Annotated in this window: 12 protein-coding genes; 9 read left to right on the top strand and 3 right to left on the bottom strand. The window is 63.6% G+C overall.

The annotated features are described in order from the left end of the window. Positions 1-31: 31 nt before the first annotated feature. From P5205_03570 to P5205_03540, 7 genes are all read left to right on the top strand, one after another. Positions 32-1066, top strand: a complete 1035-nt coding sequence (locus P5205_03570; protein ID HSA09429.1) for a DUF1254 domain-containing protein — start codon at positions 32-34, stop codon at positions 1064-1066. Positions 1067-1505: 439 nt separating this feature from the next. Next, complete coding sequence (locus tag P5205_03565) at positions 1506-2159, top strand: hypothetical protein (protein HSA09428.1); 654 nt, start codon at positions 1506-1508, stop codon at positions 2157-2159. A gap of 20 nt (positions 2160-2179) precedes the next feature. Next, a complete protein-coding gene (locus P5205_03560; protein ID HSA09427.1) occupies positions 2180-2353 on the top strand; it encodes a hypothetical protein in 174 nt (57 codons plus the stop codon). Between the two features lie 903 nt (positions 2354-3256). Then, complete coding sequence (tig, locus tag P5205_03555) at positions 3257-4579, top strand: trigger factor (protein HSA09426.1); 1323 nt, start codon at positions 3257-3259, stop codon at positions 4577-4579. Positions 4580-4693: 114 nt separating this feature from the next. Further along, entirely contained in the window at positions 4694-6853 is a 2160-nt protein-coding gene (locus tag P5205_03550) for a phosphodiester glycosidase family protein (GenBank protein ID HSA09425.1), read from the top strand. An 89-nt stretch (positions 6854-6942) separates the two neighbouring features. Then, on the top strand, positions 6943-8676 hold the full coding sequence (locus tag P5205_03545; GenBank protein HSA09424.1) for a DUF4091 domain-containing protein: 1734 nt from the start codon (positions 6943-6945) through the stop codon (positions 8674-8676). Then, entirely contained in the window at positions 8673-10448 is a 1776-nt protein-coding gene (locus P5205_03540) for a DUF4091 domain-containing protein (protein ID HSA09423.1), read from the top strand. The genes P5205_03545 and P5205_03540 overlap by 4 nt, the downstream gene beginning before the upstream one ends. A 15-nt stretch (positions 10449-10463) precedes the next feature. On the opposite strand, the gene P5205_03535 is transcribed toward P5205_03540, so the two are convergent. Then, on the bottom strand, positions 10464-12704 hold the full coding sequence (locus tag P5205_03535; GenBank protein ID HSA09422.1) for a hypothetical protein: 2241 nt from the start codon (positions 12702-12704) through the stop codon (positions 10464-10466). A 27-nt stretch (positions 12705-12731) separates the two neighbouring features. After that, the gene (locus P5205_03530) at positions 12732-12860 is read right to left on the bottom strand and encodes a hypothetical protein (GenBank protein ID HSA09421.1); all 129 of its coding nucleotides are present in this window, start codon (positions 12858-12860) and stop codon (positions 12732-12734) included. 38 nt (positions 12861-12898) lie between these two features. Here P5205_03530 and P5205_03525 point away from each other — a divergent pair, with 38 nt between their 5' ends. After that, positions 12899-13276: a metallopeptidase family protein gene (locus P5205_03525; protein ID HSA09420.1), complete on the top strand. Its 378-nt coding sequence runs from the start codon at positions 12899-12901 to the stop codon at positions 13274-13276. Positions 13277-13356: 80 nt separating this feature from the next. Here P5205_03525 and P5205_03520 read toward each other — a convergent pair whose 3' ends face one another. Beyond that, positions 13357-14613, bottom strand: a complete 1257-nt coding sequence (locus P5205_03520) for a Glu/Leu/Phe/Val dehydrogenase (protein HSA09419.1) — start codon at positions 14611-14613, stop codon at positions 13357-13359. 163 nt (positions 14614-14776) lie between these two features. Here P5205_03520 and P5205_03515 point away from each other — a divergent pair, with 163 nt between their 5' ends. Further along, on the top strand, positions 14777-15529 hold the full coding sequence (locus P5205_03515) for a radical SAM protein (GenBank protein ID HSA09418.1): 753 nt from the start codon (positions 14777-14779) through the stop codon (positions 15527-15529). Positions 15530-15547 lie beyond the last annotated feature (18 nt).

The following is a 15547-nucleotide window of genomic DNA, read 5'->3' as shown; positions in this document are numbered from 1 at the left end:
CTGACATCAACGCGTAACGAGGGACAACGACATGCAAGCGAATACGATTCGAATTATCGCGGCGCTTCTCATCTCGGTGAGTTGGTTGACGGCGGCGTCCGCGGACGACGAGAGGCCCGTGCGCGTGACGGTCGATAACTTCCGCCGCGCCGAGTCCGACACGTACTTCGCGCGGTTCGTGCGGGACGGCGGCTTCGGCAAGTTCAAACACGAGCGGGAACTCGCCCCGATCGACCGCCAGACGGTGATCCGGCTGAACCGGGACACCTTGTACTCGTTCGGGGTGTTCGACCTCGACGCCGGGCCGGTCAAGGTCACGCTCCCGGACGCCGGCAAACGGTACATGGCGGTGCAGGTCATCGACCAGGATCAGTATGTGCCGGACGTGTTCTACGCGCCGGGAACTCGCACGCTCACGAAAGAGAAGGCCGGCACGCGGTACGTGTGCTTGGCGATCCGGACGTTCGTGAATCCCAACGACGCGGCGGACATCAAAGCGGTCCACGCCCTCCAGGACGCGATCAAACTCGAGCAGAAGGCGGTGGGCAAGTTCGAAATGCCCGACTGGGACGGGGCGTCGCTGACGAAGGTACGCGAGGCGCTGCTGGCGGTGGCGGCCGCCAACGGCGGCATCGACTCGGCGCGGATGTTCGGGCGGAAGGGCGAGGTCGATCCGGTCCAGCACCTGATCGGCACGGCCGCCGGCTGGGGCGGGAACCCGCCGACCGCCGCCCTCTATGCCGGCGCCGAGCCGGAGCAGAACGACGGCAAGACGGTGTACCGGCTGACAGTCAAGGACGTGCCGGTCGACGGGTTCTGGTCGGTCAGCGTGTACAACAAGGACGGCTACTTCGAGAAGAACGCACGGGACGCCTACACGGTGAACAATGTCACCGCCAAGCCGAACGCGGACGGTTCGGTGACGATCCAGTTTGGCGGCAACGAGATCGCGCCGAATTGCATTCCCATCATGCCGGGCTGGAACTACGTCGTCCGAATGTACCGCCCGCAGAAGGAAATCCTGGACGGCACCTGGAAGTTCCCGGAGGCCCAGCCGGTGAAGTGACTTGTGGGCGCAACGCCGAACCGTGCGTTTTGCAGCTGACTCCGCCCGCAAAGCCGGGCGGGGCCGCTGAACGCGGTCCGTTAGTACACGAGCAAAACGATGATATCTGTTCTGCCAATTCTGGCCCCCTTTTTTGCCCTATTGGGAGTTTATGAGGTTGTCAGAGGCATCAGGGCGATGAGAAGGCACGAGAGAACGTCACGTGTAATTATGGACTTTGCCGCCGCAGCCCACATGTTTACTGTGTTTGTGCTGCTTTACTGCCTGGACTCAGCCGCCCACGCAATTGCGCCGCTCCGAAGCTGATGTGTCGGTCAAATCGAGTCTAACCTTCAGTGGAGCGGACGGCGCGGCCACCCGCGTTTCAGGCCTCGCGTCCTAGGCCGCCGCCGCTCACTTTTGCGTTGGCCGATAACCGAAACACATGCAGTAGAATAGAATGAAAGCGATTTTGACTTGCTTTGCATTGGCGGTAGCCCCCTTGGCTGCTCGCAGCGACATGGTGTGGAGTCGGCGGTTTTCACTGGAGTCACACAGTTCGCAGATCTCAACGCAGGAAAGGATCTGGTTCTGGAACGGCTTCGGAGGCTACAATCTGTTCGACACCTTGGCATTCAGCGCCGCTGATGTCGGTCGGACTTTTACGATTTCTTCTCCTGCCGACGACGGAGACTTTCCTGCGGCCGTCGGAAGCCTTACGGATGGAATGGATGGCCAAATCATGATCCTCACAGGGACTAGCATTCTGTCGGGGCCGGTGTTGTCGGAATCCACGCTGTTCTCCATTGTTTCCCGAGAAGGTCCCGACCTAATCGGCTACCGGATTGACGCAATCCAGCTAACGATTGATCAACTTTGGATTGGCTGGGATTATTCAGTAAATCCCCCCTGGACGCATACATACGGCAGCGCAACCCTGAGCATTGAAGCCGCGATTATTCCGGAGCCGAGCACTCCTGCTGTCGGCGCTGTGGGGCTGGTTCTTCTCGGTGTCCTCCAGGGAACTCGATCTGCCAACAAGTCGCTCCACCGAATGGCGGCCCGGCGGTGTCTGTTGCTGAGTCGGACGTCGGTGGCGGGCCGCTATCGGTGAGTTGATCGTTCTCCACTCAGATGAGCATCGGCCACAAACAGGCAAAAGCCCTCACGGTCATGGATTGCCTCACGGCCACAGGCTGCCGGCTCATCCTCAACGAGGTGTTTGAGTGCGAGGCTGTTGACGAGTTGGTGTCACGAGGCGAAGCGCTGTTCGCTTTGCTGGGTCATCCTGCGGCACGCACGCCGTAATCGGAGGCGTCGCCACACAACACCTAATGCCATGATGGGAAAGCTCAACACGCGCCAGCCAGCGCCGGGAGGGCGTCTCGTATGCGGTCGAGCGCCAGCGGCCCCCGCCGGTGAGGCCGGCCGTTCGACAAGAATGAGAAAAACCACTCAATGAGAGACCGACGTTTCATTGCGGAGCACCGGGGGGGGGCGCTGACTCGAGAGAACCACATTCTGCTTGCCCGATGGGCTGCAGATTGCGCCCAGGGCGTGTTGCACCTTTACACCCGAGGCAATCGAGATCGCCGCCCGAGCGAAGCCCTGGAGACTTTGAGGAAATGGGCTGACGGAGAGGTGAAGACTGGGGCCGCGATGGAGGCGGCCCGTTCCGCTCACGCTGCCGCGCGGGACGCCAAGGATAAAGCCGCTGTGGCCGCCGCTCGAGCCGCTGGGCAGGCAGCAGGGACGGCGCACGCGGCTGACCACAGCATGGGAGCATTGCTGTACGTTCTGAAGGCGCGGGAGGCTGCCGGGCTGCGGATTGAAGACGAGCTCAGTGATTGGCTTCAAAAGCTGCCCAAGCACCTTCGGGATCAAGTCGCTTCGGGCGTCTATGCTCGATTGTCCAAACTCGGTGTGGGCAGAGCACTACGAGCCGGACAAAGCGGTGCTCGACAACCAGCTTAGCGCGTATGCATGAAGCTGCCGGAGGAGCGCGGGCCCGCTTTGCGGATTGCGAGTCAGACAAGCGGGGCCCGCGCGCCTTCATGCCTACGCGCTGCTGCAGTCGAAGGGAGCCGCGGGCGGGCTTGACGCGCCGCGCCTGTCCGCCTAATGTTGCCCGCTCGCTGAGCGGCGGAAACACAACATACATCCGGCCTGCTGGACATTCTCAGCGATTAACGGAAAGGTTAGCTTGTGAATGTGACCGTAGAAAGTTTGAGTCCGTGCAAGAAGCTCATGCGGGTGGAAGTCGAGGCCCAGAAGGTGGATGAGACCTTCGAGGCCGTGGCCAAGGATTTCCGGCGCGAGGCGAATCTGCCCGGGTTTCGGCCCGGCAAAGCGCCGCGCGAGATGGTGCTGCGCAAATACGAGAAAGACATCGAGGAGGAAACAAAGAAGAAACTCATCTCCGAGTCCTACCAGCAGGCGGTCAAGGAGCAGAAGCTCGAGGTGGTGGGCTATCCCGACATCGAGGAGATTCAATTCGTACGCGGCCAGCCGCTGCAATTTGCGGCCACCGTGGAAACGGTCCCGGAGTTCACGCTGCCCGAATACAAGGGCCTGCCCGTCCGGCGCGAAATCCGGTCGGTGACCGACGCGGACGTTGACCGCGCGCTCAACCTGCTGCGCGAGCAGCGGGTCAGCTACAAGACCGTCGAGCGCCCCGTTCAGACCGGCGACGTGGCCGTCGTCAGTTACACCGGCACCTGCGACGGCAAACCGATCACCGAGATCGCCCCCACCGCCAAGGGGCTTACGGAGCAAAAGAACTTCTGGGTGGAGGTCAGCTCCACTTCCTTCATTCCCGGGTTTGCCGACCAGCTCGTCGGCGCGAAGGCCAGCGACAAGCGCTCGGTGACCGTGGATTTCCCGGCCGATTTTGTGACCCCCCAGCTCGCCGGCAAGAAGGGCGTTTACGAGGTCGAAGTGGTGGAGGTGAAGGAGAAGTTTCCGCCGCCGCTGGACGACGCGCTGGCCAAGGCCTACGGGGCCGAGAATCTGGAGAAACTCAGGGAGGGCGTGCGCCGGGACCTGGAGAATGAGCTGAAGTTCAAAGAAGAGAAGACGCTGCGCACCGAGGTGCTGCGCGCCTTGATGGGACGCGTTTCCTTCGAGCTGCCGGAAGCGGCGGTCGCCCGCGAGACACGCAATGTGGTCTATGACCTCGTGAGCGAGAATGCCAAGCGCGGTGTCCCGCGCCAGGTGATCGAGCAGCAGAAGGACCAAATCTATTCCGCCGCGACCCGCAACGCCAAAGAGCGGGTGAAACTGCAGTTCCTCCTGCAGAAGATTGCCGAGAAGGAAGACATCAAGGTTCCCGAGGAGGAGATCGTCCAGCGAATTCACTACCTGGCCGGCCTGTACCAAATCCCGCCGCAGAAGTTCCTCAAGGACCTGCAGAAGCGCGGCGGCGTAATCGAGGTCTTTGACGAGATCATGAACGAGAAGGTTATCTCCTTCCTCCAGAAGAACGCGAAGATCGAGGACGCAGCGCCCGACGCGCCCGCGGCGAACCCGAGCTGAGCGCGAGGGCGCGCCGCTCTTCGCGACACGGTGCAGAGTGTGCCAGGTTGGGCCCGGCGGTCTTCCGGGTGGCCACACGCCGCCCGATGAGTCGGAATGCTTCGAATTGCTGAAATGAAACGAAGAACTGCGCTCCCGCTGGCGGGAGTGGCGTGGTTGCTCACGGCGTGCTGTGCCTCAGCGACAATCACACTCGATCCCTGGGTGCCGATGTACCGGGGCATCGAGTTTGCCGCCGGCGAGGCGGACGCCAGCGAGGTGCGCCAGCATAAAGTATTCGCCCTGCGAGTGGACCTCAGCGATCCGACGGTTGAGTTCTTTTCGACCCCCGCCGGCGGCGAGCCGCCGTGGGAGACCATCGGGCAGACCACCACCACGTTCGTTCAAACCTATGGCGTTTCGGTGGGCGTGAACGCGAACTTCTTCTCACCGGTCAGCACGATACCGGATGACCCGCGTGAGCTGAGCGGCTTGGCGGTTTCCCGGGGGGACATCGTGTCCACGTTCGCGAACGGCCGTCCGGCGGTGCTGATTTCGAAGGGCAACCAGGCGAGCTTTGCGCAGACCGCGCCGCCCAGCCTGGCCAACGTGTGGACGGCGGTGGCCGGATCGGACCTGGTCCTCATCAACGGCGTGGCGCAACTCCAAGGCTGCACCACCTCGTTCTGCAACGAGAACCCGCGCACCGCGGTGGGCCTGTCGCCGGAGGGGCGCTACTTCTACCTGATGGTGATTGATGGCCGGCGCGCGGGGTGGAGCGACGGGGCGACGCTTTACGAGACGGGGCAATGGCTGCTGCGCCTGGGGGCGTGGAACGGCCTGAATCTGGATGGCGGCGGCTCGACGGCCATGGCCCGGCTGACCAATGGCGCGGCGGTGCTTCTCAACCGGCCGAGCGGCGGCGTGCAGCGGGTGAACGGAAATCACCTCGGCGTGTTCGCCCAGCCCCTGGCGCCGGCCATCGTCACGCAACCTTTTAGCCAGAGCGTGCCATTGTGGCAATCGGCCGCGTTCAGCGTGGAGGCAGCGGGCGCGCCAACGCTGCGCTACCAGTGGCGTTTCAACGGGACCGACCTCCCGGGCGCGACCGGCGGCAATTACGCGATCGCCGTGGTGCAACTGGCGGACGCCGGGAGCTATTCCGTGGTGGTTTCCAATGCCTTTGGCTGGGTGGCCAGCTCCAACGCGGTGTTGTCGGTTATCCCGCCGGCCTCGCCGGTGATAACGGCCGGGAACAATGACTTTGGGCAGCTCGATGTGCCCGCGGCGGCAACCAACCTGATAGCCATAGCGGCGGGCGGCTGGCACAGCCTGGCCTTGCGGGACGACGGAACGGTGCTGGCGTGGGGGGCGAATTTCGATGGCCAGGCGTCTGTCCCGGAGAGTCTGACGAACGCGGTAGTCATCGCCGCGGGGGATTACCACAACCTGGCTTTGGGTGCCGACGGAAAGGTCGTGGCCTGGGGCGCGGATGACTACGGTCAAAGCACCGTGCCGGATGACCTGGGCGAAGTGTGGTCGCTGGCGGCCGGGACATGGCACAGTCTGGCGTTGCAGCGGGACGGCCATGTCGTGGCGTGGGGCGATGACAGCGTTGGCCAGGTGTCCGTCCCGCCGGGGTTGTCGAATGTGGTGAGGATTGCGGCGGGGGGCAATCACAGCCTCGCCGTGACGGCGGACGGGGCGGTCGTGGCGTGGGGCGAGAACCTGGATGCGGAAGGGAATCCTGCGGGGCAATCCTTGGCGCCCTTGGGCTTGAGCAACGTGGTTGGAATCGCGGCCGGCTCGTGGCACAGCCTGGCGCTGAATGCGGAGGGGGGGATCACCGGTTGGGGCGATGACGATTTCGGCCAGGCAACAACACCGGCCGGCCTGTCCAATGCGGTGGCCATTGCGGCCGGCGCGCTGCACAGCGTGGCGCTGCGCCCGGACGGCAGCGCGGTGTCGTGGGGGAGCAACTGGCAGGGACAATGCGCGCTGCCGGCGGGCGCGACCGGTTTGAGTGCGATCGCGGCGGGGAACTATCACACGCTGGCATTGGTGGGAGTTGGTTCGGAAACCGGCAGGCTCTTTGGGCCACAGCGGCGGGAGGGCGTGTTCTCGGTGCTGCTGCAAACCGATATGGCCGGACGATACAGCCTCGAGCAGACAGACTCGCTCGCGTCGCCCACCTGGACGGCGCTCCCGCCCCTGAACGGCAACGGCGCGGTCCTCCAGTTCACCGATCCGCACGCCACCAACAGCCACAGGTTCTATCGCGTGCGGCGGTGGTAGCCGCGCCCCTACATGCTTACGGGTTGGGCCGGCCAGAGGGGCGCAAGATTTCGCTTTTGTGCGCCGAAACCATGCGGTTTGATTGGGACATGATTCTGCGGACTGGCCTTGTGCTCCTCGCGCTGCTGCTGGCGCAAACGCTTCAGGCGGCAACCCAACCCACCGGCGGGCCAATGATCGTCGAACCGGATGGCAAGGCGGGACCGAGCATTGCGTTTTGGTTGGAGAGCTCCCTGAAACGGGTGTTCCCGGCGTCGGCGCCCGGGACGACCAACCTGCAGTTGCTGGCGGCGCGGAATGGCCGAATCGCCTTCCAGGCGTGCCTGCAAAACCGCCGGGTGCATCCGCTGACCGTCGAGTGTTCTGTGTCCGGCGGCGAGGACCTGAAGCCGCAGGTCCGCCGGGTGGGGTATGTGCCGCTGCTGCATTACACGCCGGACACGGAGCCCGCCGAATTGGACGGCTTCGGCCTGCTGCCGGGCCTGGTGCCGGATCCGCTGTTTCCCGAGATCAAGGCCACCGTCGCGCCGTGGGAGAACCAATCCTTCTGGATCACGCTCACCATTCCAGCCGACACCAAGCCGGGCGTGCGGGAACTGAAAGTGCATTACACCTTCCATAACGGCACCCAGCACGCCGGCCTGCCGGTGCGCCTGGAGATTGCGCCGCTGGTCATCCAGCCGCGGCGCGGCTTCGATGTCATCCACTGGTGGCGCGGCGAGGCGATTTGGGATTACTACCAGACGGGCATGTTCGACGAGAAGTGGTGGGAACTCACCCGGGCTTACATGACGAACATGCTCGCGCACGGGTCGGATGTGGTCTATGTGCCGCTCTTCTTCAATCGCCGCGAGACGTTCCGGCGCCCGTGCCAGTTGCTGACCGTCAACAGCACCAAGCCGGACGTTTATGAATTCGACTGGGCGCAGGCGAAACGCTTCACCGATATGGCCAGGAGCGTTGGCTTCCGGAAGTTCGAATGGCCCCACCTGTGGATTTACTGGGGAGTCGAGAACCCGATCCGCGCCTACACGCAGCGGGACGGCAAATGGGTGATGCTCTGGCCGCCCGACACGAAGGCCACTTCTGACATCTACCTTGCCTTTCTGAAGCAGTTCCTGCCCGCCTTCCACCGGTTCCTGGAGAAGGAGAACATTCTGGCCGACTCGTACTTCCACCTGTCCGACGAGCCGAGCGGCGGTCAGCACGTGGAGAACTATAAGCGCGCCCGCAAGGTGCTGCGCGAACTGGCGCCGTGGATGAAAGTGATGGACGCCTTGAGCGACGTGGAATACGGGCGCCAGGGACTAACGGACATTCCCATTCCCATTGTAAGTTCCGCGCAGGCCTACATTGATGAGAAGATACCGCACTGGGTGTATTACTGCTGCGCCCCGCACGGCCCGTGGCTCAACCGCTTCCTGGACACGCCGCTGCCCAAGGTCCGCATGTCCGGCTGGCTCTTTTACCGGCTGGGCGCGCAGGGCTTCCTGCATTGGGGCTACAATTACTGGCACAAGATCGAGCAGGAGGCCATCACAGATCCCTTCACGGATGCCTCGGCGGCGGCGTGGCCGGGTATCCCGTATGGCGATCCGTTTATGGTTTACCCGGGCGAGAAGGGGCCGATTGACTCCATCCGGTGGGAGGTTTTCGCCGAATCCTTGCAGGACTACGCGATGTTGCAGAGCGCCGGTATCAAGCCGGACGACCCGCTGCTCGCGCCGCTCAAGAGCTACGCGGATTTCCCGAAGAGCGAGGACTGGCTCCGAACCGCGACAGGGACGCTCTTGAAGCGGGCTGAAGTCGGCAAGCAGCCATGAACCGAAGAACCGCTATCAAACAACTGGCCGGGGCGGGCGCGTTGGGCCTCATCGCCCCGGGTAGCCTGGATGCGGCCGACGACTCGAGGCAGGCTGCGCCGCAGCCGCTAACCAAAGATCAAATCCGCTTCTGGCTGGAAACTTCACTGAACCGCGTTTACCCCACCTCGCCTCCCGGCGACGCGCGGCCGCTGCGGCTGCTGACCGCTCGCGTCGCGCGCCTCTCATTTCAGGCCTGCTTCCGCAACGACAAGACCAACTCGGCGGTGATGCGCTGCGAGGTGCTGGGCGCGGACGACTGGAAGCCGGTGGTGCGGCGCGTCGGATTTGTGCCCTTGCGCGCGTTCAACACCTACGTGCCGAAGGACGAGATCGAGGGAGTGGGGTTCGTGCCGGGCCTTTGTCCCGATCCGCTGTTCCCGGAGAGCACGGCGCATGTTGGTCCGCAGGCCAACGGCGTGTTCTGGATTTCGCTCTTCGTCCCGGCAGATGCCAAGCCGGGGCTGCGGCAAGTAAAGGTCCGCCTGACGCTGGAGAACGAGTTCGCCTACGTGGACTGGACCCGGCCGAAGCCGTGGCCGGTGGAGTTGACCGTCGAGGTGGACGTGCGGCCGCTGGTGTTGCAGCCGCGCCGGGATTTCCCGGTGACGAAGTGGATTTCGGCTGACTCGATCTGGGAATACTACAAGATCGAGCCGTGCGGGGAGCGGTTCTGGCAGTTGGCGGACGCCTACATCGCCAACATGGTGACGCACGGGTGCGACGTGATCTACACGCCGATCTTCAACGCCCGGCACGAGATCCTCGTGCGCCCCGCGCAGTTGCTGCGGGTGAAGCGCGCGGGGCCGGACCGGTATGAGTTCGACTTCACGGACGTGCGGCGCTGGGTGCGGATCGCCCTGAAGCACGGGGCGCGGCACCTCGAGTTCACGCACTTCTTCACGCCGGCGCCCACCAGCGGGAAGCATCCGCAACGCATCTTCGAGCGCGGCGAGAAGATCGGGCCGATGCTCTGGGCGCCGGAGATCAGCGCCACGTCCGAGACGTATCGGAAGTTCCTGGAACAGTTCATCCCGCGGTTCAAGGCGTTTCTGGAGGCGGAGAAGATTCTCGACCGGTCGTTCTTCCACTGCGCGGACGAGCCGGACGGGGACGCGCAGATGGCCGACTACCGCCAAGCGCGGGCGCTGCTCAAAGAGCTGGCGCCGTGGATGAAGGTGATGGACGCGATGAGCGACACGCGGTTCGCCACCGAACGGCTGTCCGACATGCCGATCCCGAGCATTGTCACCGCGCCGGAGTTTGCCAAGGCCAATTGCCCGGCGTGGGCTTACTTTTGTTGTGGGCCGAGGGACGCGTTTCTGCAACGGCTGCTGGACACGCCGCTGGCGAAGATTCGCATGGCCGGGTGGCTGTTTTACCGGCTGGGGGCGCGAGGTTTCCTGCACTGGGGTTACAACTACTGGTTCGTGTTCTGTACCGCCCAGATGTCCGACCCGTTCCTCGACGCCTCGGTGGGAGCGTGGCCGGGTTTGCCGGCGGGCGACCCGTTTGTGGTCTATCCGGGCACCGACGGACCGATTGACTCGATCCGGTGGGAGGTGTTCGCGGAGTCGCTGCAGGACTACGCGCTGTTGCAGAGCGCGGACATCAAGCTGGATGACCCGCTGTTGGCGCCGCTCAAGAGCTACGCGGACTTCCCGAAGAGCGAAGCCTGGCTGCGGGAAGCGCAGGCCCAGGTCATGCGGACGCAGCGGCAGTCGTCGCGGTAACGCCGGACGGCGGCGTCAGAACTCGCGCAGCGTGATCGTGGTCCGCGCCGGGTAGCGCTTGCCGTTGACGAGCACTCGGCTCAACTCCGGCAGGGGTGGGACATGCACCAGGACCTTTGCTGGCCGTTCGCGCCACTGGCCGGCAAAACGCACCTCGAGCTGCCGGCCATCGGGAGACTTCTTGAATCGCAGCGTTGCGGGTCCGTATTTCGTCGGCAGGTTCTCGAACACGGTTTCCCGTTCAGCGCTGAGCCACGCCAGCGGGCAAAGCCGGAGCAGACGGAGTTCGCCGGGCGCGATCTCGTCGTCAAGCACCGCCAACCGAGCCAGCAGAACCGTTGGCATCCAGAAGATGTTCGCATGCTGACCGCCCCGGGATTCGCAGACCGTGTAGGTCTGTTGGGACATCGCGCCCGCGAATTGCGAATACATACCCTCCAGAAAGCGTTTCCGGTCGCCCAGTTGCCAGGTGTGAAAGAGGTTCCAGCTGTAACAGCCTTCCCAGCTCGACATCTCATGCCTAAGCGAAGGCACATGGCCCGAGAGCACGCCGTAAGGGCGATAGAGTCTGGTCGGGGGGCCCTCGCGGAACCAGGCCACAGCGTCCTTCATCAGCGGATCGTTCGCGTCCATGAGCCCGGCGAAAACCAGGTGCATCGGGCCGGTGTCCAGGTAAGTGATCCACCGGTACTGCCAGCCGTCTTCCTTCGCCAGTGAGTAAGGAACCAATGCGCGTTCCTGCCCGCGATCGTCACGCCACCCGGGCATGGTGGCAGCCTTGGCTCTGAATGCCGCGATGAAAGCATCTTTGTAGTCCTTGGCTTCCGCGTCGAACTCAGCCGCCCGCGGATGGTCCGTCTGCTTCAGAAACTCAACTGCCGTGCTTAATCCCTTGTAGATCCAGCCGTCCGTCCAACAAACCTGCGTGCGCGATTCCTCGTCTGACGCGCCGGCGGGAGGCATGACGCCGGCCACGCCGCCGTGGCCGCCGATTCGCCGCGCATCCCGAATCCACTCGCACGCCTTGATGATAACCGGCGTGTACTCCTTGATGTAGTCGGTATCGCCGGTCAGTAGCCCATGTTGAGCCATGACCCAGAGGAGGGCGCCGTGGTCGGGCAGCCAGTTGACGATTGCCACCTTCTTCGGCACGCCCAGGTAGCCCGGGTGTGGCCGGAACGCATCACCCGGTGGGGTCACCGTTCCCTGGGCATCCTTGAACACTTTCAGATACCGCTTCACCAGACTGTGGTAACCTAGCGGGTCCAGGAAACCGGCCAGGGCGATGGAGACCGGCGTTGCCCAGGTCGCAATGCCATAACCCATTGCCCCCGTGAGCACGTGCGTGTCGCCGGTGGCCGGGTCGAGGTCGGCCGTGATCTGGTCGAACTGCAAGTTGCGCTTGATCGCCTGGTTGATGTGGTCCTCCGGCACGTCGAACCTGGCCGCCGTAGCCGGCTGCTCCGACCAAAACATCTCGGCCTCCTTCAGCCCGCCGTCGTAGCCAAGGGCAAGCTCCTCGTCAAATAACGCCCGGTCCGTGGGCAACATGGGAATCAGCAAGTCCACAAAACTGCCCTCACCCGGCGGAAGTTGCACATGCAGGATGGAGTCATCCGGGGACGGGAACCCGGCCCGGAAGACGGCTTTGCAGTCCACCCCCGGTGCAACAGCCAGGCGCACTCTTCCGTCGGGCTCCAACAGGCGGAAGGCTCGTCCCGCGGAGTAGTTCTGCGCTTCAGGCTTGAGCTCGCGTTCGTACCTGGGTGATCCGTCGTAGGGCTTGAGGTTATGACGCAACTCCATGGAGGTGTTGACCGCCAGCCGATTGATCCTGATGGCGAATCCGGCGGGCCGCTCCAGCGGCAGCGCCGGCGCGGCGTAGTGGACCGAGAGGCGGACCCACGCAAAGAGCGGCTCATCACCGCGCCGGAGTTCCTTGCCGCCCGGCACATGCGCGAAGATGCGTTGCCGCAGGAGATAGGCGCCCCACTGCCATTCGCTCCACAATACCGGCGCATTGCGATCCTCCCAACCCTGAATCACATCGCCGTAATCCTCGCGATTCGCCTTCGCAAACGAGGGAACGCCCTCAGGCCTGGCCGCCGGGATGAATGCGAACTGCGCCCATGGTTGGGGAATCGGCGGCCGAATCGCCAAAGGATTCTGCGGCCCCTTGTCAAAGGAGAACGCGTTAATCAACGTGCCGTCGTGAAGCACGTTGAAACGGGTGATGTGGGCTTTCCATCCCAGCATCGTCCATTTCTTGGGAAGCTCCGGCCACTAGGCTCGGGCCAGGGCGAGGGATGGCTCCTCGCTCGCGTTGGTCGGCAGGCCCCGGGCCAAGGCCAGACAGGTTGCCATCTCCGCGATCAACAGAAGCGTGATGGAAATCCGTGCTAGGTGTTTCATATGTCTCCATGCTACTCAATTGAGCGACAAAATGCACCATGCGCGCTTGCTGGCAACTACTCCGCACCCTGGCGCAGGAACAAGTGGACGCGACTCTGGCCGAGTTGCCGATGCCGCTGCGCGAGCGGGCGCAGGCGCTGCCGGTGACGTTCGAGCGCCGGCCCAACGCGGCCCATCGCCGGGACGGCATCGCCGCGGACACGTTAGGCCTGTTCGTCGGGCCGGAGTTCGCCTGCGAGGAGACCAGCGCCCTGCCGCTGCCGCCGCAGATCATTCTTTTCCTGGAGAACTTGTGGGACTTTGCCGAGGCTGACGAAGAAATCTACTGCGATGAGGTCCACACCACTTACCTCCACGAGCTGGGCCATTACCTGGGCCTGGACGAGGATGACCTCTACGACCGCGGCTTGGATTAGGGAGGGAGATAATCTGAAGCCCGTGGAGTTAGGACCCTTGAAATCCTGAGTTCAGTGGTTCCAGATGCCCCCGCTTCCGGCTACGGGAAGAGGCCCCGGATTCGCTTGGCCTCCTGCACGCGTTTGATTCCGAGGGTCAGGGCGGCCATGCGCATGGGGATCTTCTGTTTGCGACTCAAGGTGACCACTTGGGTGTAGGCGGTTTCCAGGATGCGGAAGAGCTTGTCCACGACTTCGGTCTCGCCCCAGAAGAAGCTCTGCAGGTCCTGCACCCATTCGAAATAGGATACCACCACGCCGCCCGCGTTGCACAGGATGTCAGGGAGAACGAAGATCTCCGGGCGCTGGGCCAGGATCGCGTCGCCTTCAGGCGTGGTGGGGCCGTTGGCAGCTTCGGCGATGATGCGGCACTGGACCTTGCCGGCGTTCGCCTGGGTAATCTGGCGCTCGAGAGCGGCGGGCACGAGGATGTCACACGGCAGCACCAGCAATTGTTCGTTGGAGATGGGCTCGGCTTCCGGGAAGCCAGCCACGGTCTTATGGCCAGCAACATGCTTTTCCAGGCCCCAAAGGTCCAGCCCGTTGGCATTGTGAACGCCGCCGAAGGCATCGGTTACCGCCACCACTTTCACGCCGTAGCGCGCCAGCGACAGCGCGGCGACGGCGCCCACATTGCCGAAGCCCTGGATCGCGGCGGTGGCTTTGCTGATGTCCAAACCAATGGTATCCGTGGCACGGTTGACGAGATAGCCGACGCCGCGGCCGGTGGCCTCGCGCCGGCCCAGCGAGCCGCCCAGCGCGACCGGTTTGCCGGTGACAATGCTGGGCACGGTGGTGCCAACGTGTACGGAATACGTGTCCATCATCCAGGCCATAACTTGCTCATTGGTCCCGAGGTCGGGGGCCATCACATCCACCTGGGGGCCGATGAACGGAATCATCTCCTGCGTATAGCGCCGGGTCACACGCTCCAGCTCCTGGATGGATAGCTTGCTGGGATCACAGGCGACGCCGCCTTTGGCACCGCCATAGGGCAGCCCGGTTAGGCCGCATTTCCAGCTCATCCACATTGCCAGGGCAGCGACTTCGCCCAGGGTCACGTCCGGGTGAAAGCGCAAGCCGCCCTTGGTGGGACCGAGCGCGAGATGGTGCTGTACGCGGTGGCCGGTGAGAACCTCCGTGGAGCCGTCGTCACGATGAATCGGCAGGGCTACGGTCACCGCGCGCTTGGGATATTTGACACGATCGCGCTCGGATTGGGGCATCTGCAGGTGATCGGCCGCCAAGTCAAACTGCTGACATGCCATCCGGAAAGTTGGATGATCGTAGATTTCCATGGCCCACATTATACTCGCATAGGGCCGCGTTCAGCAAAGTGAAATCCGGTCGGCCAAGAGGGGGCCGAATGGTAGCACGAGTTGGGCTATTATGGAGACCGCGCGCATCTGATGCAACTCATGCCGCTTCCCTCCTGCCGGCCAATCCCCTAGATTACTGTGGATGTCCGACACGCTGGTCATCAATGAAATCTACCTGAGTTTGCAGGGCGAGAGCACGTTCGCGGGATGGCCGTGCATCTTCATCCGGCTGACCGGCTGCGACCTGCGCTGCTCGTATTGCGACACCGCGTATGCGTTTTCCCGGGGCCACAGGAAATCACTGGCGCAAGTCCGCGCGGAAGTCCGGCGGTTGGCCGGCCCGTTCCATGAAGCCCGAAGGCCGCAAGCCGGACGCGGCGGAGGCCTGCTGCCTTTGGTGGAATTGACGGGAGGGGAGCCGTTGCTGCAGGGGAATTCCCTGCCGCTCATGCGGGCGCTGTGCGACGACGGTTTCACGGTGCTGCTCGAAACCAACGGCGCGCATGACATTTCCCCGGTGGACCCGCGCGTGCGGCGCATCATGGACTTGAAATGCCCCAGCAGCGGTGAGGCGGCCCGCAATCGCTGGGAGAACCTGCGCCACCTTAGGAGCACTGACGAAATCAAATTTGTCATCGCCACCCGCGAGGATTACCGGTGGGCCAAAGAATGCATCGCCAGGCACAAGCTCGCCGCCATCTGTCCGTTGCTATTCTCGTGGGCCCATCCGCTCGCGCCCAGCCAGCAGCACATCTCGCTTAACAAACCGCCGCCGGCGCAGACGCCGATTTCGCGCAAGGACCTGGCCGAGAAGATAATTGCCGACAGATTGCCCGTGCGCTTCCAGATTCAGTTGCACAAGGTGATCTGGGCGCCAGAGGCGAGAGGGGTTTGACCAAAGATGACCACGCGC

The organism is Candidatus Paceibacterota bacterium (assembly GCA_035452965.1).
Classification (GTDB): Bacteria; Verrucomicrobiota; Verrucomicrobiia; order Limisphaerales; family UBA8199; genus UBA8199.
Note: the sequence above shows the minus strand (reverse complement) of the source record. Positions and strands in the feature narration are given on the sequence as shown.

Coding starts and splice junctions, on each gene's coding strand:
- P5205_03570 (HSA09429.1), top strand. CDS start 32: ATGCAAGCGAATACGATTCGAATTATCGCGGCGCTTCTCATCTCGGTG.
- P5205_03565 (HSA09428.1), top strand. CDS start 1,506: ATGAAAGCGATTTTGACTTGCTTTGCATTGGCGGTAGCCCCCTTGGCT.
- P5205_03560 (HSA09427.1), top strand. CDS start 2,180: ATGAGCATCGGCCACAAACAGGCAAAAGCCCTCACGGTCATGGATTGC.
- P5205_03550 (HSA09425.1), top strand. CDS start 4,694: ATGAAACGAAGAACTGCGCTCCCGCTGGCGGGAGTGGCGTGGTTGCTC.
- P5205_03545 (HSA09424.1), top strand. CDS start 6,943: ATGATTCTGCGGACTGGCCTTGTGCTCCTCGCGCTGCTGCTGGCGCAA.
- P5205_03540 (HSA09423.1), top strand. CDS start 8,673: ATGAACCGAAGAACCGCTATCAAACAACTGGCCGGGGCGGGCGCGTTG.
- P5205_03535 (HSA09422.1), bottom strand. CDS start 12,704: ATGCTGGGATGGAAAGCCCACATCACCCGTTTCAACGTGCTTCACGAC.
- P5205_03530 (HSA09421.1), bottom strand. CDS start 12,860: ATGAAACACCTAGCACGGATTTCCATCACGCTTCTGTTGATCGCGGAG.
- P5205_03525 (HSA09420.1), top strand. CDS start 12,899: ATGCGCGCTTGCTGGCAACTACTCCGCACCCTGGCGCAGGAACAAGTG.
- P5205_03520 (HSA09419.1), bottom strand. CDS start 14,613: ATGGAAATCTACGATCATCCAACTTTCCGGATGGCATGTCAGCAGTTT.
- P5205_03515 (HSA09418.1), top strand. CDS start 14,777: ATGTCCGACACGCTGGTCATCAATGAAATCTACCTGAGTTTGCAGGGC.